The organism is Enorma burkinafasonensis, from assembly GCF_902150035.1.
GTDB lineage: Bacteria > Actinomycetota > Coriobacteriia > Coriobacteriales > Coriobacteriaceae > Enorma > Enorma burkinafasonensis.
This window is the reverse complement of record NZ_LR597517.1, coordinates 1-20,451: the sequence shown is the minus strand read 5'-3', so window position 1 is coordinate 20,451 and position 20,451 is coordinate 1. Positions and strand designations below refer to the sequence as shown.

General features: G+C 67.9%; 15 protein-coding genes. 11 read left to right on the top strand and 4 right to left on the bottom strand.

The features are described 5' to 3' along the window. Nucleotides 1-95: 95 nt before the first annotated feature. Nucleotides 96-533, bottom strand: a complete 438-nt coding sequence (locus tag FS885_RS08240) for a universal stress protein (RefSeq protein ID WP_144744583.1) — start codon at nt 531-533, stop codon at nt 96-98. A gap of 174 nt (nt 534-707) precedes the next feature. Here FS885_RS08240 and FS885_RS08235 point away from each other — a divergent pair, with 174 nt between their 5' ends. Next, nucleotides 708-1,652, top strand: a complete 945-nt coding sequence (locus FS885_RS08235) for an undecaprenyl-diphosphate phosphatase (protein WP_144744582.1) — start codon at nt 708-710, stop codon at nt 1,650-1,652. Nucleotides 1,653-2,148: 496 nt separating this feature from the next. Here FS885_RS08235 and FS885_RS08230 read toward each other — a convergent pair whose 3' ends face one another. Continuing rightward, a complete protein-coding gene (locus FS885_RS08230; protein WP_144744581.1) occupies nt 2,149-3,543 on the bottom strand; it encodes an NAD(P)/FAD-dependent oxidoreductase in 1,395 nt (464 codons plus the stop codon). Nucleotides 3,544-3,752: 209 nt separating this feature from the next. Between FS885_RS08230 and FS885_RS08225 the strand changes: the two genes are divergently transcribed. Genes FS885_RS08225 through FS885_RS08205 form a run of 5 tightly spaced genes read left to right on the top strand, consistent with a single transcriptional unit; the run spans nt 3,753 to nt 9,158 of the window. Beyond that, complete coding sequence (locus FS885_RS08225; protein WP_144744580.1) at nt 3,753-5,726, top strand: BglG family transcription antiterminator; 1,974 nt, start codon at nt 3,753-3,755, stop codon at nt 5,724-5,726. A gap of 1 nt (nt 5,727) precedes the next feature. Next, nucleotides 5,728-6,072, top strand: coding sequence for a PTS lactose/cellobiose transporter subunit IIA (locus FS885_RS08220; RefSeq protein WP_144744579.1), 345 nt, complete (start codon nt 5,728-5,730; stop codon nt 6,070-6,072). Nucleotides 6,073-6,126: 54 nt separating this feature from the next. Continuing rightward, nucleotides 6,127-7,527 (top strand): glycoside hydrolase family 1 protein, encoded by a 1,401-nt coding sequence (locus FS885_RS08215; RefSeq protein ID WP_144744578.1) that lies wholly within the window; start codon nt 6,127-6,129, stop codon nt 7,525-7,527. Between the two features lie 18 nt (nt 7,528-7,545). Further along, the gene (locus FS885_RS08210) at nt 7,546-7,836 is read left to right on the top strand and encodes a PTS sugar transporter subunit IIB (protein ID WP_144744577.1); all 291 of its coding nucleotides are present in this window, start codon (nt 7,546-7,548) and stop codon (nt 7,834-7,836) included. Between the two features lie 2 nt (nt 7,837-7,838). Next, nucleotides 7,839-9,158 carry a PTS sugar transporter subunit IIC gene (locus FS885_RS08205; protein WP_246060905.1) on the top strand — a complete coding sequence of 440 codons (1,320 nt, stop codon included), beginning with the start codon at nt 7,839-7,841 and terminating at the stop codon, nt 9,156-9,158. A 120-nt stretch (nt 9,159-9,278) separates the two neighbouring features. Here FS885_RS08205 and FS885_RS08200 read toward each other — a convergent pair whose 3' ends face one another. Together FS885_RS08200 and deoD are read right to left on the bottom strand one after the other, a co-directional pair. Next, nucleotides 9,279-10,493, bottom strand: coding sequence for a phosphopentomutase (locus tag FS885_RS08200; protein ID WP_144744576.1), 1,215 nt, complete (start codon nt 10,491-10,493; stop codon nt 9,279-9,281). A 43-nt stretch (nt 10,494-10,536) separates the two neighbouring features. After that, nucleotides 10,537-11,259, bottom strand: coding sequence for a purine-nucleoside phosphorylase (deoD, locus tag FS885_RS08195; RefSeq protein ID WP_144744575.1), 723 nt, complete (start codon nt 11,257-11,259; stop codon nt 10,537-10,539). A 129-nt stretch (nt 11,260-11,388) separates the two neighbouring features. On the opposite strand from deoD, the gene FS885_RS08190 reads away from it, so the two are divergent. The 5 genes from FS885_RS08190 (at nt 11,389) to guaA (ending at nt 20,342) form a co-directional block, all read left to right on the top strand. Continuing rightward, nucleotides 11,389-12,900, top strand: coding sequence for a M20/M25/M40 family metallo-hydrolase (locus tag FS885_RS08190; protein ID WP_144744574.1), 1,512 nt, complete (start codon nt 11,389-11,391; stop codon nt 12,898-12,900). A 27-nt stretch (nt 12,901-12,927) separates the two neighbouring features. Further along, complete coding sequence (locus FS885_RS08185) at nt 12,928-14,265, top strand: MFS transporter (protein WP_144744573.1); 1,338 nt, start codon at nt 12,928-12,930, stop codon at nt 14,263-14,265. A gap of 202 nt (nt 14,266-14,467) precedes the next feature. Beyond that, nucleotides 14,468-17,125: an ATP-dependent helicase gene (locus FS885_RS08180; protein WP_144744572.1), complete on the top strand. Its 2,658-nt coding sequence runs from the start codon at nt 14,468-14,470 to the stop codon at nt 17,123-17,125. 61 nt (nt 17,126-17,186) lie between these two features. Further along, complete coding sequence (gene brnQ / locus FS885_RS08175; protein ID WP_342777743.1) at nt 17,187-18,530, top strand: branched-chain amino acid transport system II carrier protein; 1,344 nt, start codon at nt 17,187-17,189, stop codon at nt 18,528-18,530. A 225-nt stretch (nt 18,531-18,755) separates the two neighbouring features. Next, nucleotides 18,756-20,342: a glutamine-hydrolyzing GMP synthase gene (gene guaA / locus FS885_RS08170; RefSeq protein WP_144744598.1), complete on the top strand. Its 1,587-nt coding sequence runs from the start codon at nt 18,756-18,758 to the stop codon at nt 20,340-20,342. Nucleotides 20,343-20,451: the final 109 nt, after the last annotated feature.

Below are 20,451 nucleotides of genomic sequence, written 5' to 3'. Positions count from 1 at the left end.
TTCCTCAAAAGCGCAGACAGGGCGGCGCCCCGGAAGTAGGTTCCGGGGCGCCGCCCTTGGTATCTAGGGGTTCTGCCGGCTCTTGCCGGGGGTGCCTACTTGACGACGAGGATGTCGCAATCGGTGTTGCGCAGCAGGAACGTCGAGATGGAGCCCAGTAGCGCGTACTTGATGGACGAGAGGCCGCGTGCGCCGCAGAGCACGAGGTCGGGCTGGACCACGTCGAGCATCTCGTCCTTCAGCGTCTCGCGGATGCGCCCGGAGCGGATCATGATCTCGACCTCGGGTATCGCGGGGTTAGCCTCGGCCTCCTCGACCTGCGCGGCGATCGAGTCCTTGAAGGCGGTCTCGAGCCCGTTGATGAGGTCGACCGGGTAGGCGCCGGCCGACTCGAGCGCCGTCGAGTCGATGACATGCCCGATGAAGAGCTTGGCGCCGTTGTTGGCAGCCACCTTGATGGCGCGGGCGAGGACGAAATCCTGCTGCTCGGTGCCGTCGAGCGCTACGAATACCTTGCTATAGCCTTCGTTCATCGTGAGCCTCCTTAGGTGTGCACGATGCGGGGCGCGCCCCGCTTTGCATCCGTTATACCCCGCACCCCGCGACCGGCTCCTCATTATTCTGTGAACGATGCCGCTTTTCCCCCGTGCGCACGCGCTTGAGGCGATAATGGCATCTGTTTGCACGCGCAACCGGAGGGGTTTTGGATGGATATCATCGAGCTCATCAAATCCGCGTTCCTGGGCTTGGTCGAAGGCATCACCGAGTGGCTGCCCATCTCGTCGACCGGTCACATGATCTTGGTCGACGAGTTCATCAAGCTCGATGTGAGCCAGGAGTTCTGGAACATGTTCCAGGTGGTGATCCAGCTCGGCGCCATCCTCGCGGTCTGCGTGCTCTTCTTCCATCAACTGAATCCCTTCAGCCCGAGCAAGGGCCCGGCCGGCCGCCGCGCCACCTGGGTGCTCTGGGGCAAGATCGTCGTCGCCTGCATCCCCGCGGCGGTCATCGGCTTTCTGTTCGACGACTTCATGGAGGAGCACCTCTACAACGCCTACGTGGTCGCCGCCGCGCTCATCGTCTACGGTATCGCCTTCATCGTCATCGAGACCTGGCGCGCTCACCGGCTCGAGGCTCGCGTGATGGCGGCGGGCATGGAGCGCTCGATGCGCCCCGCGGGCGCCCACTTCGCCTCGGCCCCGGCGCCCGCTGCCGAGCCCACCGAGGGCGGCGACTTCGGCGCCATCTCCAACCTCGACGAGCTGCCGTGGGGCACGGCGTTCGGCATCGGCTGCTTCCAGGTGCTCGCCCTGATCCCCGGCACGTCGCGGTCGGGCTCGACCATCATCGGCGGCCTGCTTTTGGGCACGACGCGCTCCGTTGCCGCCGAGTTCACGTTCTTCCTGGCCATCCCGGTCATGTTCGGGGCGAGCGCGCTCAAGCTCGTCAAGTACGTCCTGGTCGATGGGGGCGGGTTCGGCACCTCGGAGATCGCGATCATGGTCGTGGGCTGCGTCGTGGCGTTTCTCGTCTCGCTCGTGGCGATCAAGTGGCTCATGGGCTTCGTCCGCCGCCACACGTTCACGGTCTTCGGCGTCTACCGCATCATCCTGGGTGCGCTCGTGCTCCTGTACTTCCTGGTGCTCGCGTAGCTACGGCACCGCGCCCCGGGCTTGAGGCCGTGGCCACGGCATCACGGGCCGCGAGCCGCAGGCCGGGCGCCTTGGAATCCGGTCGCAAGGCGCGGGATTCCGGAATGTCCATTTTCCAGTATCTCGATGAAGCCGAACAATCGAGATACAGAGGAATGGACGGAATCGGCCGGAATTCCACCGATTCCGTCCATTTTGCAGTATCTCGATGAGCGCCGGCGGGAAATCAGACGCCGAGATACATGAATATGGACAGTCCCCGGGGAACGGCCGTGCACCGCTTTTCGCGAAGCGATAGCGGCAGCGGAAAATCACATGCTGGGACATACGGATATGGACGGCCCTCCGGGGCCGTCGTTCCCGGGCGGGCGCCAGGCGTCCGTACGAGGTGCGCCCGCCGCGTGCGATACGCGACGGGCGCTCTCTGTTCCGTCGGCCGCGCGGCATAGGGGGAGCCCGCGGGCCGGAGTCGGCATGTCAGGGCATGGGTTGCTGGCTAGAGCTCCTCGGCGAGGTAGCCGCCCATGAGGTGGCCCATGACGCTCGCCATCATGAGGCCGCGGGTCCAGCCGCTCGAGTCGCCCAGGCAGTGCAGGCCGCGCACGTTGGTGTCGAAGCGCTCGTCCATGCGCACGCGGTTGCTGTAGAACTTGAGCTCGGGGGCGTAGAGCAGGGTCTCCGCCGAGGCGAATCCGGGGATGGCCTCGTTCACGGCGAGCATGAAGTTCACGATCGAGGTCATCGTGCGGTAGGGGAGGGCGCTCGTGATGTCGCCCGCCACCGCGTCGACGAGGGTGGGGTGCACGTTCGAGCGCGAGAGCTCCTTGTCCCACGTGCGCTTGCCGTCGAGGATGTCGCCGAAGCGCTGCACGAGGATGTGGCCGTCGCCGAGCATGTTGCACAGGCGCCCGACGTTTTGCGCGTAGGCGATGGGCTGGTCGAACGGCTCGCGGAAGTTATGGGTCACGAGCACCGCGAGGTTGGTGTTGTCGGACTTGCGCTCCTTGTAGGAGTGGCCGTTCACGACCGCCAGCCCGCCGTCGTAGTTCTCCTGCGAGACGAAGCCGCCCGGGTTCTGGCAGAACGTGCGCACCTTGTTGCGGAAGGGGTTGGGGTAGCCGATGAGCTTGCCCTCGTAGAGGACGTCGTTCACGTGCTCCATGACCTCGTTGCGAACCTCGACGCGCACGCCCATGTCGACCGGTCCGGGCAGGTGCGAGATGTTGTGGGCGGCGCAGAGGTGCTCGAGCCAGTCGGCGCCGCGCCGGCCGGTGGCGACCACGACCGCGCGGCCGTCGATGCGCACCTCGCCCTCGGGGCCCGTGGCGAAGACGCCGCGGCACACGCCGTCTTCGATGATGAGGTCGCGGCAGTCGTGCGAGAAGAGGATCTCGACGCCGCGCTCCAGGAGGTGCTGCTCGATGCGCAGGTAGATCTCCTGCGCCTTCTCGGTGCCCAGATGGCGGATGGGGCAGTCGACGAGCTTGAGCCCGGCCTGGATCGCCTGCAGGCGGATGTGGCGGATGGCGTCCGGCGCGTCGAGGCCCTCGACGCGGTCGTCCGCGCCGAACTTGAGGTAGATACGGTCGACCTCCTCGATGGTGCGCTGGGCGAGGTCGACGCCGATGAGCTCGGGCAGGTCGCCGCCCACCTCGTGCGAGAGCGAGAGCTTGCCGTCCGAGAACGCGCCCGCCCCCGAGAACCCGGTGGTGATGCGGCAGGGCTGGCAGCCCACGCAGTGGCCGACCTTCTCCTTGGGGCAGCTGCGGCGCTCCACCGGCAGGCCCTTCTCGACGATGACGATGCGGGCCTCGGGATCGAGCTCGTTCAGCCTGAGCGCGGTGAAGATGCCCGAGGGGCCCGCGCCGACGATGACGACGTCTGCTTCCATGTTGTCCTCCTTGCGTTTCAAGCCGTAGACACTCTAGCGCCCCGCCGCGCATATCACAAGGTTCAAATCGGGGGTCATAGCGTATACTAATGATGCAAAAAGAGCAGGTAGACGCTATTCCTCTATCGGTATTGCCACGCGTATGGCAGAGCCTGCGATGGAGTCGGGGGACGGCGATCCATACGATAGGGATGTCGAAAGGGGACATCGTGCAGGCCATCGAGCTCGTGACATATCTTCGCGGACGCGAGTCGGTGCCCGCCGATGAGCTCAAGGCCGCCTTCGATGTGAGCCCGCGCACGGTCCGCCTCTACGTGCAGCGCACCAACGAGGCGCTCGCCGGCATCGCGCACATCTCGTACGCCCGCAAGCTCGCGGGCTACGCGCTCGTCGTGACCGACGAGACGGCGCTCGACGCATGGATCGAGCGCATGGGCGCCTTCGCCGACTCGGACACCACCGCCGCCGGCAAGCGCGTCTCCTACCTCATCAACGACCTGGTGCTGCGCAACGACTGGGTCACCATCGCCGATATGGCGCAGGTGCTCTTCGTCTCGCCGCAGAGCGTCTCGAAGGACCTGAAGGCCGTGGCGGGCAAGCTCGCCGAGTTCGGTCTCACGCTCGAGCGCAAGCCGCGCTACGGCGTGCGCGTGGTCGGCCCCGAGATGGGGCGCAGGCTCTGCCTGGCAAGCATCGCCTCGGAGGGGCTCATCGGCTCGCGTGCCTTCGGCGACGAGGCGCTGCCCCAGGTGGTCAAGGACGTTGCCGCCTGCATCGAGGAGGCGCTCGCCGAGACCTCGTTCTACATCAGCATGCTGGCGTTCCAGAACCTCGTGGTCCACATCGTCGTGGCGTTCCGCCGCATCCAGGATCGGTGCCTGATCCTGCTCGACGACGAGACGCTCGAGCGCATCGCGCGCACCTCCGAGTTCTCCGCCGCCCGTCGCGTCGCCGACCGCCTGGTCGAGAAGTTCGGCATCGAGCTGCCCGACACCGAGGTCGCCTACATCGCCATCCACCTCGCCGGCAAGAAGAGCATCGTGCCTGCGGATGACGCCGCGCCCTCCGAGGTGCCCGCTCCCGGCGCCCCCGAGGGGCCCGCCGCCGACGGGGCGGACGCCTCGCGCAGCCTCGTCATCCCCGAGGAGGTCTGGGACGTGGTCACGGAGATGCTCGACCGCGTCTGGGAGCTCTTCCACTTCGACTTCCGCGGCGACCTCGAGCTGCGCATGAACCTCGCGCGGCACATCGTCCCGCTCGCCACGCGCCTGCGCTTCAACCTGAACGTGGACAACCCGCTGCTCTCGGATATCAGGATGCGCTTCCCGCTCGCTTTCGCGATGGCGGGCGAGGCGTCCGGCGTGCTCGCCGCGCACTACGGCGCGCCCCTTTCGGAGGAGGAGACGGGCTATATCGCGCTCGCCTTCGCGCTCGCCCTCGACCGCCTGCGCGAGGAGGGGCCCAAGCGCAACGTGCTCGTGGTCTGCGCGTCGGGGCTCGGCACCTCGCGGCTACTCGAGAACGCCATCCGCCGCCGCTTCGGCGGACGGATCGACCGCATCGTCCCCTGCGACGCACTGCACGTCTCGACGGCGGACCTCACGGGCATCGACTACATCTTCACGACGGTGCCGCTCGAGGGGGAGTTCCCCGTCCCCATCCAGGAGATCCACTCGTTTCTGGACGATATCGACATCCGGCAGATCGACGAGCTGCTGAGCGACGCGCCGCCGGCGACCGCCGGGACGGGCCTGTTCGACCCGGCGTGGTTCGAGCCGCACCTCAAGGCGCGCACCCCGACCGAGGCGATCCGCGCGCTCGCGGGTCGCATGGTCGAGCTCGGGGCCGCGCCCGCCGAGCTCGTCGAGCTGGCGGTGGCGCGCGAGGAGGTCTCCTCGACCGCGTTCGGTAGCGGGCTCGCGCTGCCGCACCCCATCCGCTCCCTCCCGGGGCCCACGCGCGTGTGCGCGGGCATCCCCGAGCGCCCCATCCGCTGGGGAGACAAGGACGTCGAGCTCGTGCTGCTCGTCGTGATAGGCGATGACGGCCGCAACGCCCTGGACTGGCTCTTCTCGAGGATAGCCGAGCTGCTGTCCCACGAGGAGCGGGTCCGGTGCATCGCGGACGATCGTGGATATGCAACGTTGGTACGCGAGATCGCACACGGAGAGGAAAGGAACTGACATGGCAGAGGAAGCAAAGACCCAGGAGGCCATCGAGGAGGAGGTCAACCTGCTCTCGTTCGCGCTGATCGCCGACGCCGGCGAGGCCAAGAGCCTGGCGTTCATGGCGCTCGCCGACGCCAAGAAGGGCGACTTCGAGTCGAGCGACGCGAACATGAAGCAGTCCGATGAGGCGTACCTGCGCGCCCACAACCGCCAGACCGAGCTTCTGGTCAAGGAGGCCAACGGCGAGCACACGCCCGTGAACGTGATGCTCGTGCACGCCCAGGACCATCTGATGACCTCGAATCTCGCGCGCGAGCTCATCCGCGAGATCATCGAGCTGTACCGTCTGCGCGAGGCGTAAGGGACCCGTGTGAGGTGCCGGCGCGCGCCGGCAGGGATACGAAGGAGGACAGACATGGACGATCGGGCACCGTTCTTCTGGGGGAGCGCCACCGCGTCCTACCAGTGCGAGGGCGCGTGGCAGGAAGGCGGCAAGGCCGAGTCGATGTGGGACCGCTACCTGCATGAGAACGACCTCGAGAACGGCGACGTCGCGAGCGACCACTACCATCGCTTCCGCGAGGACATCGAGACCATGGCGAAGGGCGGCCAGAACGCCTACCGCTTCTCGCTGTCGTGGCCCCGCATCATCAAGAACCGCGAGGGCGAGGTCAACGAGGAGGGCATCGCGTTCTACAATGCGCTCATCGACTGCTGCCTCGAGTTCGGCGTGGAGCCGTTCGTGACCATCTACCACTGGGACCTTCCGCAGTACTGGGAGGATCTGGGCGGCTGGCTCAACGAGGAGACCGCGCATGCCTACGAGCACTACGCGCGCGTCTGCTTCGACCGCTTCGGCGACCGCGTGCGCTACTGGGCCACGTTCAACGAGCCCAAGTGGTTCGTGATGAGCGGGTACCTCATCGGCAACTACCCGCCGGCGCTCCAGGACCCCGAGAAGTGCGCGCACGCGGCGTTCAACGTCATGTACGCCTCGGCGCTCGGCGTGAAGGCGTTCCGCGAGGGCGGCTACCAGGGCTCCGTGGGCATCGTGCACAGCTTCGGGCCGGTGGACGGCGTCGACGACACGCTTGAGACCAAGATCGCCATGCGCTTCGCCGACAACTACGCCAACAACTGGATCCTCGACACCGCCGCCACCGGCGAGCTGCCGATCGACCTTCTGACCGACCTCAACCGTCGCTTCGATCTGTCCTACATCACGCCGGACAAGCTCGCGGCGCTGCGCGAGGGCACGGTCGACTTTTTGGGCCTCAACTACTACTCACGCGTGCTCGTGAAGCCCTACACCGACGGCGAGACGTCGCTGGTGGTCAACAACTCCGGCAAGGCGTTCAAGGGCAGCCAGCGCGTGGTCATCAAGGGCTGGTTCGAGCAGGTGCTCGACGACCCCAACATGCAGACCACCGAGTGGGGCACCGAGATCTACCCGGACGGGCTGCGCCGCGGCCTCATCGAGGTCACGCGCCGCTACCACCTGCCGATCTACATCACCGAGAACGGCATCGGCGTGGCCGAGGACGTCACGGCCGGCGAGGTGCAGGACGACTACCGCATCTCCTTCATGAAGGACCACATCGCGGCCATCCAGGCGGCCCAGGAGGCCGGCGCGGACGTGCGCGGGTATTTCGTGTGGAGCACCTTCGACCTATACTCTTGGAAGAACGGGTGCCGCAAGCGTTACGGTCTGGTCGCCGTCGACTTCGACAACGGGTACGCGCGCACCCCGAAGAAGAGCTATCGCTGGTACCGCGATTTCATCGCGGAGCAGCAGGCTGATATGTCGGAACGGTAAAAGGGGAGGAACAGACAGATGAGGAAAGTGATTCTGGTCTGCAACGCCGGGATGTCCACGGGCATCATGGCGAAGAAGATCGAGGAGGCGAGCGGGAACACCCTGGAGGTCAAGGCCTACGGTGAGGCCGAGTTCGAGGATCATCTCGACGGCGTCGAGATGATTCTCGTGGGTCCCCAGATCCGCTATCTGGTGCCCAACATCCAGGAGAAGGTCTCCTGCCCGGTGGACTCCATCGCCCCGCAGTACTACGGGGTCATGAACGGCAAGGCCGTCTATCAGCAGATCATCGACCGTATCGGAGCTTAACAATGAGTAACGTCATGGACACCTTCACGGCGTATCTGGAGAAGCACGTTCTCCCCATCGCCAACAAGCTGAGCACTCAGCGCCACCTGCATGCCATCCGCGACGCGTTCATCTCGCTCGTGCCCATCACGCTGTTCGGCGGCATCGCGACGATCCTCTCGTCCTGCCCCACGGTCGACGAGAACTCCAACGCGTTTCTGCTCGCGTGGTCCGATTTCGTCGCCGCCAACTCGACGCTGCTCACCTGGGCCAACACGATGACCCTCGGTGCGCTGTCCGTCTACATCTGCATCGGCGTCACCTACTTCCTGTGCAAGCACTACAAGATCGACGCGTTCATCCCGGTGGTGCTCTCCACCGCGGGCTTTTTGCTGATCTGCTTCGGGCCGGTGGAGCTCGGGTTCGACGCCAAGACGGCGAACATCCTCTACCTGGACGGCAAGGGCCTGCTCTGCGCGATCTTCATCGCGATCCTCACCGTCGAGTCCTACCACGCCATGCGTGAGCACAACGTCGGCCGCATCTCGCTGCCGCCGTCGGTCCCCGCGTCGCTCTCCGAGGCCTTCGCCTCGCTCGTGCCCGGCATCATCATCCTCGCCGTCGACACCGCGATCTTCCAGGTCTTCAACCTCATGGGTACCATCCTGCCCGCGTTCATCTACACCAACCTCGCGCCCGTCTTCGATGCGACCGACTCGCTCGGCTTCGCCATCATCGCGACCGCGCTCGTCCAGTTCTTCTGGTTCTTCGGCGTGCACGACGCCGCCCTCTCCGGCGTGCTCGGCCCCATCCGCGACGGCGGGCTGTCGCTCAACGCCGCCGCTGCCGCCGCCGGCCAGGAGCTCCCGAACATCTTCACCACGCCGTTCTGGGTCTACTTCGTCGTCATCGGCGGCTGCGGCTCGGTGCTGGCGCTCGCCATCCTGCTGCTCCGCTCCAAGTCCAAGCAGCTCCGCACCATCGGCCGCGTGGGCATCGTGCCGGCGTTCTTCAACATCTCCGAGCCCATCATCTTCGGCGTGCCGCTGATGATGAACCCGATGTTCTTCATTCCGTTCCTGCTTACCTCCACGGTGAACGCCATCATCGCCTACCTGTGCATGCTCACGGGCATCGTCGCCAAGACGTTCGCGCTGCTGTCCTGGAACATGCCGAGCATCTTCGGCGCCTACCTGTCGACGTTCGACTGGAAGGCCGTCGTGCTCGTGGTGGCGCTCATCGCCATCGACGCCTTGATCTACTACCCGTTCTACAAGGCGTATGAGAAGCAGCTCGTCGAGCAGGAGGAGGCCGACGAGGCCGCGGAGGCCGAGGCCGCGTAGGCTCCCCCGCGTTTCGCGCGACCACCCGCCTGAGCGCCGACGCAGCTCGGTAGCCATAGGGATAGGAAAGGGCGCCCGCCGCATCGCGACGGGCGCCCTTCGCTCTCTAGGGGTTCGCTCCTAGCCGATGCGGTCGAGGAAGCTCGTGCCCTCGCCCATGCCCGGGATGCCGAAGTTCTCGAGCACGGTCGCGCCGAGGTCGGAGCAGGTGCCGCGCAGCCCCAGGTCGATACCCGCGCTCGCCATCGAGGGCGACCAGACGAGCAGCGGCACGAGCTCGCGCGTGTGATCGGTCCCCTGGTAGGTGGGGTCGTTGCCGTGGTCGGCCGTGACCATGAGGAGGTCGTCCGCGCGCATGGCGCCCATCACGCGGCCCAGCCGCTCGTCGAAGGCCTCGAGCGCCTCGCCGTCGCCGCGGACGTTGCGCCGGTGCCCGTACACGGCGTCGAAATCGACCAGGTTGGTGAAGCACAGCCCCTGCCAGTCCTGTCCCATGACCTCGTCCACGTGGTCCATGCCGTCCATGTTGCTCTCGTTGTGGTAGGAGCGGCAAAAGCCCTGCCCGCAGAAGAGGTCCCAGGTCTTGCCCACCGCGATGACGTCGATCCCCGCGTCCTCGAGGCGCGTGAGCGCGGTCGGTCCCACGGGCTCGAGCCCCAGGTCGCGCCGGTTCGCCGTGCGCGTGAAGTCCTCCTTGCAGGTGCCCACGTACGGGCGGGCGATGACGCGCCCCATGGTGATCTCGGGTCCGTTCACGAGCGTGCGCGCGTACGCGCAGATGCGGTAGAGCTCGTCGAGCGGGATGACGTCCTCGTGCGCGGCGATCTGCAGGACCGAGTCGCCCGAGGTGTAGACGATGAGCTCGCCGGTCTCAAGCTGGCGCTCGCCGTAATCGTAGATGACCTGCGTGCCCGAGTAGGGCTTGTTGCAGATGATGCCGCGCCCGGAGAACGCCTCGAGCTTCTCGAGCAGCCAGGCGGGAAAGCCCTCGGGGAAGTAGTCGACGTGGAAGCGCGCCGGCAGGCACATCATCTCCCAATGGCCGTCGAGCGAGTCGTTGCCGAAGCTCGTGACCTGCATGCGGCCCCAGGCGCCGAGCGGCCGCTCGGGGTCCGGCACGCCGGCCAGGCCGCCGGGATGCGTGCGGGCGACGCCGAGCCGCGCCAGATTGGGGATGGCGAGCGGGCGGCCGAGCTCGCTCGCGAAGTACTCCGCCATGTGCCCGAGCGTATCGGCCCCGGCGCTCTTGTACGTGGCGGCATCGGGCGCGAAGCCCACGCCGATGGAGTCGATGACGATGACGAGGACGCGGCGGAAGCGGGGTGTTGCGGGCATGGTGCTCCTATCGTGGTTGCCGGCGATCGGGGGACGGGGCCCGTTAGGCCCGCTCCGCCGCGACCGCCAGCGCGACCTCCATCATCTCGCTGAAGCCGGTCTGGCGCTCCTCGGCGGAGAGGCCCTCGCCGGCGAGCGGCTTGTCCGAGACGGTGAGCAGACAGAGCGCCTTCTTGCCGGCGCGCGCGGCGTTCATGTAGAGCGCGGCGGCCTCCATCTCGACGGCGAGCACGCCCATCTTCTTCCAGGCGAGCGCGGCGGAGGGGTCCTCGTCGTAGAAGACGTCGCTCGAGAGCACGTTGCCCACGCGGATCGGAACGCCCTGGGCGCGGGCGGCCGCGACGGCGCGCTCGAGCAGGTCGTAGCTCGCGATGGGGGCGAAGTCGCCGGGCAGGTTGAACTGGTGGACGTAGCGCGAGTCGGTGCAGGCGCCCTGGGCGGCGATAACGTCGCGCAGCTCGACCTCGTCGGCGTAGGCGCCCGCGGAGCCGATGCGGATGATGGCGTCCACGTCGTAGAAGTTGAAGAGCTCATAGGAGTAGATGCCCACGCTCGGCATGCCCATGCCGTGCCCCATGACCGTGACGGGTGCGCCCTGGTAGGTGCCGGTGTAGGCGAGCATGTTGCGGACCTCGTTGACGCAGCGCGCGCCGTCGAGGTAGCGCTCGGCGATGTACCTGGCGCGAAGCGGGTCGCCCGGCATGAGGACGGTCTTTGCGATATCGCCTGCCTGTGCGGCGTTATGCGGGGTGGGGGTGTTTGCCATGGGAGCCTCTCCTTCTCGTGCCGGCGCGGCGCGCTCGCCCTGCCGGTTCCTATAGGTCTATGATACTGGTATTGCTTGACGGATGGGGGCCCGGCGCGATGGCGCGGGACACGACGAGGGGAGCGGCGTATGCGTGCTCGGACGGTCGGTTTGGCTATGGCGACGGTTGCCGGTATGGCGGCGGGGTCGCTCGCGGCGGTGTGCGGGGTGCGGGCGGCGCGCATGAGGCCGTCGCGCGCCCAGGGGAGCCCGCTGGACGCCGGCGGCTACACCGCCGACGACGCGGCGGTCGAGCGCTTCCAGGAGCTGCTGCGCATTCCCACGGTCTCGCGCGATGACCCCACCCTCGTCGACCGCGAGCCGTTCGAGCGCTGGGTGCCCACCCTGCGCCGGCTGTACCCGCTCACCTTCGAGGCCTGCGAGCTCACGATGATCGACGAGTTCGGCCTCCTGCTGCGCTGGCCGGGGGCGGACGCCGCGCTCGACCCCATCGTGATGATGGCGCACCACGACGTGGTGCCCGTGGAGGGGCAGAAGTGGGAGCACGACCCCTTCGGCGCCGAGATCGCGGACGGCGAGATCTGGGCGCGCGGGTCGCTCGACACCAAGTGCATCGTCGGCGCCTTCTTCGAGGCGACCGAGCACCTCATCGCTTCGGGCTACGTGCCGCCGCGCGACGTGTGGTACTTCTCGTCGAACGGCGAGGAGGTGAGCGGCCCCGCGGCGCGCGACGCGGTCGCGTGGCTGCGCGAGAGCGGCGTCCATCCCTATCTGGTGCTCGACGAGGGCGGCGCCGTGGCGGGCGACACGCCGCTCGGCGTCAAGGTGCCCGTGGCCATGGTCGGCGTCTCCGAGAAGGGGCACGTGGACCTCACCGTCACGGCGCGCGCCGACGGCGGGCACGCCTCGACACCCACGAGCATCGACGCCCCGCGCCTGCTCGCGCGAGTGTGCGAGCGCATCGCGGCGAACCCGGGCATGCCGTGCTTCACCGAGGCGCTCGACGCCACGCTCGCGGAGCTCGCGAGCCGCAGTAGCCTGCTCTACCGCCTCGTGTTCTCGAACCTGTGGCTCACGCGCCCCGCGGTCGCGAAGATCATGGCGGGAAACGGCGAGACCGCGGCCATGTTGCGCTCCACCTACGCCTTGACGCAGCTCGAGGGCTCTCCCGCCCACAACGTGCTGCCGCCCGTGGCGCGCGCGAACTTCAACGTGCGCGTCGCGCCCTTCGAGACGGTGGCCGACGCCGTCGAGCGCGCCCGCGCGCTCGCGGCCGAGGAGTGCGCGGCGAGCGGCGTCTCGCCCGACCACGTGACCGTCGAGATCGCGACTGCCGTGCCCTACACGGAGCCCGCGCCCGTGAGCCCGTTCGAGAACGATGCCGCCTTCGACTACCTGCACCGCTGCGTCACCGGCGTGTATCCCGAGGCGGGGTTCGCCCCGTACGTGCAGAACTCCTGCACCGACTCGCGCGAGTTCAACGCGATCTGCGACCGCGTGTACCGCTTCTGCGGGTTCGAGTACTCCGGCGAGGCGCGCTCGCTCATCCACACGGAGAACGAGCGCATCGGCGTTGACGTCTACAAGCGCGGCATCGAGTTCTACGTCGCGTTCCTCAAGAATCTGGGCGAGCTCTCCTAGCAGGGGCTCCAAGGGGGAAGGATTGCCATGGCAGCTTCGAAAGACGCGGTGAAGGCCGCGAGCAGACTCGACTACGCGAGCGTCGCGTTCGCGGCCCTGCCCTTCATGGGCATGATCAGCTTCTGGCAGGTGTTCGACGGCATCGTGCCGCTCATGCTCACCGACACCTTCGGCCTCGACAACGCCGCCACCGGCGTGGTGATGGCCCTCGACAACGTGTTCGGCCTGTTCCTGCTTCCGCTCTTCGGCATCCTCTCGGACCGCTGCGCGAGCAGGCTGGGGCGCCGCACGCCGTTCATCATGGCGGGCTCCGTGGTGGCCGCCATCGCGGTGCCGCTCATCGCCGTCGCGAACAACCTGCGGAGCTTCCCGCTGCTCATCGCCATGATCCTGCTCACGCTCGTGGCGATCTGCGCCTACCGCACCATGACCGTGGCGATCGTCGCGGACATCACGCCGCGCCCGCTACGTACCAAGGCGGACTCCATCGAGAAGATCGTGGGCTATGCGGGCACGGGTGTGATGCTCGTGGCCATCACGCTGCTCGTGCCCGACGTCGAGCACCCGGACTACCTGCCGCTCTTCGGGCTGCAGGCGGCGTTCATCCTGGGGTCGGCGGTGCTCTACTTCTGGCGCGTGCGCGAGCCCGAGCTCGTGGAGCGCATGCACGAGAAGAGCCTCGAGATGGGCATCGAGGAGGACGAGATCGACACCGATGATTCGCCTGAGGCCGGCGGCAGGCAGCGCGTCACCGACCCGTCGGTGCGCCTGTCGATTATCATGATCCTCGCGGCGACCTTCTTCTACTACATGAGCTACAACGCCATGACCACGAACATCTCGCGCTACGCCGATGCGTTCTTCGGGATGGCCGGCGGCAGCTACGCGATCATCAACATCGTGACCATCGCGGGCGGCCTCCTGTCGTACGTGCCCATCGCGAACCTCTCGCTCAAGTACGGCCGCAAGCTCATAGCCGTCATCACCTCTGCAGTCGTGGTCGCGGGCTCGGCGATCATCTGGCTCGTGCCGGGCTTCAACCCGCTCTTCTACGTGGTGTTCCTGTTCATGGGCGCCGCGCTCGGCGGCGTCGACCTGTGCGTGTACCCTATGCTCCTCGAGCTCTGCGACTCGAACAGCGTCGGCCGCTACTCGGGCTACTACTACACCGTCTCGATGGCGGCGCAGGTCGTCACGCCCATCCTCTCCGGCATGGTGATGGACGCGGCGCCGACGATGCTCTTTGGCTACATCACGCTCATGGGCGCGTTCATGCTGCTCACGGTGCTCGCCGCCAAGCACGGCGACACGATTCTGATCGACGAGGTCGCCCGTCGCGAGGAGGCGTACGGGGACAGGCGCTGAAACTGACACCGAATACCGCATCGGATAATCGGGAATCCTGCGGAATCCCGAAAACTCGTTGCGGTATTCGGTGCGTACATTCCGGGCGTCGTCGCCACACGCCCGCTTCACAGGTTCGACCGGGCGGGCGAGTATACTGGTTGGGCTCGAAACCGGACCGCCGCGCCCCGCGCGGCGGCGTGCACGACCGCTCGGAGGACGCATGCCCTACGCCGTAGACATCGATTCGCTCAACCCCGCGCAGAAGGAGGCGGTGCTCGCCACCGAGGGACCGCTTCTGGTGCTCGCGGGCGCGGGCTCGGGCAAGACGCGCGTGCTCACGTACCGCATCGCGCACATGATCGCCGATTTGGGCGTGCGCCCCTGGCAGGTGCTCGCCATCACCTTCACCAACAAGGCGGCGGCCGAGATGCGCGAGCGCCTGCAGGCGCTCCTGCCGCAGGGCACCCGCGGCATGTGGGTGTGCACCTTCCACGCCATGTGCGTGCGCATGCTCCGCGAGGACGCGGACCTTCTGGGCTACACCGGCCAGTTCACCATCTACGATGACGACGACTCGCGCCGCATGGTGCGCGACATCATGCAGGCGCTCGGCATCGAGCAGAAGCAGTTTCCGCTCAACATGATCCGCTCGCGCATCTCCACGGCGAAAAACGCCATGGTCGGCCCCGAGGAGTACGCGCGCGTGGCCAACACGCCGCCCGAGCAGAAGACGGCCCAGGTCTACCTCGAGCTCGAGCGGCGCCTGCGCGCGGCGAACGCGATGGACTTCGACGACCTGCTCGTGCGCGCGCTCGAGCTCCTGCGCGCGCGGCCCGAGGTGCTCGAGAAGTACCAGGAGCGCTTCCGCTACATCTCCGTCGACGAGTACCAGGACACCAACCACGTGCAGTACGAGATCGCGAACCTGCTCGCCGCGAAGTACCGCAACCTCATGGTGGTGGGCGACGACGACCAGTCGATCTACTCCTGGCGCGGCGCCGATATCTCGAACATCCTCGACTTCGAGCAGGATTTCCCCGACGCGCGCGAGGTGAAGCTCGAGCAGAACTACCGCTCGACGGGGCATATCCTCTCGGCGGCGAACGCCGTGGTACGCCACAACTCGCGCCGCAAGGACAAGCGGCTCTTCACGGCGGCGGGCGACGGCGAGCGCATCCGCGCCTATCAGGCCTCGGACGAGCGCGACGAGGGGCGCTGGATCGCCGCCGAGATCGAGAAGCTGCATGCGGCCGGCGTGAGCTACGACGACGTCGCCGTGTTCTACCGCACCAACGCGCAGTCGCGCATCCTCGAGGACATGTTCCTGCGCGCGGGCGTTCCCTACCGGATCGTGGGCGGCACGCGCTTCTTCGACCGTGCCGAGATCCGCGATGTCATGGCCTACCTCAAAATGATCGTGAACCCGGCCGACGAGATGAGCGTGAAGCGCGTCATCAACACGCCGCGCCGCGGCATCGGGTCGACCTCGATCGCCAAGATCGAGGGGCTCGCCCGCCAGAGCCGCTGCTCGTTCTTCCAGGCATGCGAGCTCGCCTGCGCCGAGACGGGCATGTTCAGCGCCAAGGTGCGCCACGCCCTCGCGGACTTCGTGGACATCGTGCGCGAGGGGCGGCGCATGGACGGCGAGCTCCAGCACGTGGTCGAGGCCATCGTCGAGAAGAGCGGTCTCATCCAGGCGCTCCGCGCCGACGGCACCGTCGAGGCCGAGGGGCGCATCGAGAACATCCAGGAATTTTTGGGCGTCGCCGCGGAGTTCGAGGAGACGCACGACGATATCGAGGGCACGCTCGAGAGCCTCGAGGAGCTGCGCGCCGCCGGCGTCGCCGACGCGGCGAGGGCGGCATCGGGGACGGGGCCGCATGTCCCAGACGGCGCTGTGGCCGCCGGCTCCTCGGCCGCACCCGAGCAGGACGCCGCCGGGCAGCCGCCCGCGGGCGCCCCTGCCGCGGAGCTCACCGAGGCCCAGGCGGCGCTCGCCCAGCTGATCGCGGGCAACACCATGGCCTCCGCGCCCGTGGCGCCCCAGAGCGCCGCCCAGACCGTCTCCGAGATCGAGCGCACGTACGGCCCCCTGACCTGCGCCGCGCTGCCGGCGCTCCTCGAGTGGCTGGCGCTCCGCAGCGACCTCGATGCGCTGGCGGGCGAGAGCCACGCCATCACCATGATGACCGTGCACTCCGCCAAGGGCCTGGAGTTCCCCGCCGTCTTCGTCGCGGGTCTCGAGGAGGGCATCTTCCCGCACGTCGCGGGGTTCTCCGACGACCCGGCGAAGCTCGAGGAGGAGCGGCGGCTCGCCTACGTCGCCATCACGCGCGCCCGCAAGCGCCTCTTCCTCACCTACGCGGCGACGCGGCGCACCTACGGCTCCACGCAGGCGAACCCGCGCTCGCGCTTCGTGAACGAGATCCCTGACGAGGACATCGAGTTCACCGGCGTGGGGTCGTCCGGGTTCTCGGGCACCGGCTGGGAGAAGCGCGGCGACCGTCGCGGGACGTACGGGTCCGGCGTGGGGTCCGACATGTACGGCGGCAACGTGTTCGGCTCGTATACGCGCTCGTCCGGCGGGGCCACGCGCCACCGCGACATCAGCCCCGACGCCGGCCGCAAGCCCGCGACTTTCGGCAGCGGCTCCGGCCCGCGGCGCGCCTCCGCCGCACCGGCGCACGCGGTCGAGCAGCGCCGCCCGGATGCCGCCAAGGCGGCCGAGACGTTCGCCGCCGGCGACGCGGTGCGCCATAAGACTTTCGGAACGGGGACCGTCATCTCGGTCGCAGGGGATATGATAGAGGTCCGGTTCGAGAAGACCGGACAGGTGAAGAAGCTCATGAAGGGCTTCGCGCCGATCGTGAAGATGTAGGCCGGCCGATTGCCGAGCGCGCCCAGCTGCTCCGAGCCGGTGTCTGAAAAGGGGAGATCCAGTGGCGGAACCTGAGATGACCGGCGGAAAACGGCTATCGGCACGCGCGTCCCTCACCGTGGGGGCGACGCTCTTCTCGATGTTCTTCGGGGCGGGGAACCTCATCCTGCCGCCGCTTCTGGGCGCCCAGGCGGGCCAGGACGCCCTGCCCGCCCTCATCGGGTTTCTGATCACGGCGATCGGCTTCCCGGTGCTCGGCATCGTGACCGTGGCGCTCGCGGGCGACCTCAAGCGGCTCGCCGGGCGCGTGAGCCCCTGGTTCGCCGCCGCCTTCGCCGTGCTCGTCTACCTCGCGATCGGCCCGTGCCTCGCCATCCCGCGCACCTCCTCGACGGCATTCGAGATGCTGGTGCCGCTTCTTCCCGCCGACGCCCCGACCCTCGCGGTCTCGGTGGCGTTCTCGATCGCGTTCTTCGCCGCGGCGTTTGCGCTCGCGCTGCGCCCGGGCAAGCTCTCGCACGTGCTCGGCCGCATCTCGGCGCCGGCGCTCATCGTGCTCATCGTGCTCGTGGTGGGCTCGTCCGTCGTGGCGCCGCTCGCCGACGCGCAGCCGGCGGTCGCCCCGTACACGCAGAACCCCACCGTCCAGGGCTTCATCAACGGCTACCAGACCATGGACCTGCTCGCGGCGCTGTGCTTCGGCATCGTGATCGCCATGAACGTGCGCGACCTGGGCGTTGAGAAGCCCGGCGCGGTGGCTTTCGAGATCTCGCGCGCGGGCGTCATCGCCGGCGTGCTCATGCTCATCATCTACTGCGGGCTGGGCTACGCGGGCGTGGTCACCGGCGCCCTCGTGCCGGGTGCGGGCAACGGTGCGCAGGTGCTCACCGCGGCCGCGACCGGCCATTTCGGCACGGCGGGGACCGTCATCGTGGCGGCGATCTTCCTCATCGCGTGCCTGAACGTCTGCACCGGCCTCATCAGCAGCTGCGCGAGCTACTTCGCCGAGACGTTCCCGCGCGTCCCCTACCGCGTGTGGGCGGCGGCGTTCGCCGTGTTCTCGTGCGCGGTCTCCAACTTCGGGCTCACGGCGATCATCACGTTCTCCGTCCCGCTGCTCAACGCGCTCTACCCGCCAGCGATCGTGCTCGTGCTCATGGGCCTCGTCGCGCGCCAGGTCGACCGCGTGCCCTACGTGTGGAAGTGGGTCGTCGCCATCGTCGCGGTCGAGAGCGTCATCGTGAGCGTGCGCGACGCGTTCGCGCAGGGCATCTGGCTGCCGTTCGACGCGCTGCCCCTGGCCGACCTGGGCCTCAGCTGGGTCGTCCCGGCGGTCGCGGGCGTCGTCATCGGGCTGGTCCACTCGGCCGTGGTCCACTCCGCCTGCAAGGCGGCCGAGGAGTAGCACCTCCGCCGCGGCGCGCCCGGCTCCGCCCTCGCGGCATGCCCTTCGCGGGTGCCGGGTGCGCCCGGCTCCGCCTTCGCGCACGCGGCCGGGCGTGTGCATGATGTGACGAGGGCTTTCGCGCACCGCGGGCGTGTAAAATTATCGAGTTCGACATCACGTGCCCGCGAGGGGCGCGGCGCTATCGAGAGGGGACCGCCCGTGGCTTCGCATGCTTCCGACCAGATGAACCAGAAGGTGCTCGTGTTCGACTTCGGCGCGCAGTACGGGCAGCTCATCGCCCGTCGCGTCCGCGATCTGCACGTCTATTCGGAGATCGTGCCCTGCGACATCACGGCCGACGAGGTGCGCGCGCTGGAGCCCTCGGCGCTCATCCTCTCCGGCGGTCCCGCATCCGTCTACGCCGAGGACGCGCCCACGATCGACCCCGCGATCTTCGAGCTGGGCCTGCCGGTGCTCGGCTTCTGCTACGGGCACCAGATCATGGCCGTGACGCTCGGCGGCGAGGTCGCGCATTCCGAGGTGGGCGAGTACGGCCCCGCGAGCATCGAGCGCGAGGCGGCGTCTGCCCTCTACAACGCGACGCCCATGGAGCAGACGGTCTGGATGAGCCACCGCGACGCCGTGAGCCGCGTGCCCGAGGGCTTCACCGTGACCGCGCGCACCGGCGTCTGCCCCGTCGCGTCGATGGAGTGCCCGGAGCGCAAGCTCTACTCCACGCAGTTCCATCCCGAGGTGCGCCACACCGAGTACGGCCAGCAGCTCCTCTCGAACTTCCTCTTCGATATCTGCGGGCTCGAGCCCATGTGGACCATGGACAACCTGGTCGAGCAGAAGGTCGCCGAGATCCGCGACGAGGTGGGCGGCGACCGCGTGATCCTGGCGCTCTCGGGCGGCGTGGACTCCTCCGTGGTGGCGGCGCTCGGCGCCCGCGCCATCGGCCGCCAGATGACCTGCGTGTTCATCAACCACGGCCTGCTGCGCAAGGGCGAGCCCGAGCAGGTCGAGGAGGTCTTCACCAAGCAGTTCGACGTCGACTTCATCCACGTGCACGCCGAGGAGCGCTATTCCCAGCTGCTCGACGGTGTCACCGAGCCCGAGGAGAAGCGCCGGATCATCGGCACGCAGTTCTGGAAGGAGTTCTTCGCCGTCGCGCGCGAGCTCGAGCAGGATGGGCGCCCGGTGAAGTACCTCGCCCAGGGCACCATCTACCCCGACATCATCGAGAGCGGCGCCCGCAAGACCGGCGGCAAGGCCTCGACCATCAAGAGCCACCACAACCTGATCCCGTTCCCCGAGGGCGTGCACTTCGACCTCATCGAGCCGCTCGACCACTTCTTCAAGGACGAGGTGCGAGAGCTGGGCCTCGCGCTGGGGCTGCCCGAGCACATCGTGTACCGCCAGCCGTTCCCGGGCCCGGGCCTCGCGATCCGCATCATCGGCGCCGTGAGCCCCGAGAAGCTCGAGATCCTGAAGGAGGCCGACGCCATCGTCCGCGAGGAGCTCGACGCCTACAACCAGCGCCTCTTCGAGGCGACCGGTGAGCGCAACTCCGAGCACAGCTGCTGGCAGTACTTCGCCGTGCTCCCCGACATCAAGAGCGTGGGCGTCATGGGCGACGAGCGCACCTACGCGCGTCCGGTGATCCTGCGCGCCGTGGAGTCGAGCGACGCGATGACCGCGGACTGGGCGAAGCTGCCCTACGAGGTGCTGGCCCGCATCTCCGGCCGCATCGTGGCCGAGGTCCCCGGCGTGAACCGCGTGGCCTACGACATCACGTCGAAGCCCCCCGCGACGATCGAGTGGGAGTAGGCCGATAGGGTTCTGACCTGCATTTTTGAGTGCCGCGCTGTGCCGCTGAGTTTCGTTTCGTACGACAGTCATGGCAAAGCCACCGGCGACGGCGGTGAGTAAATACGAT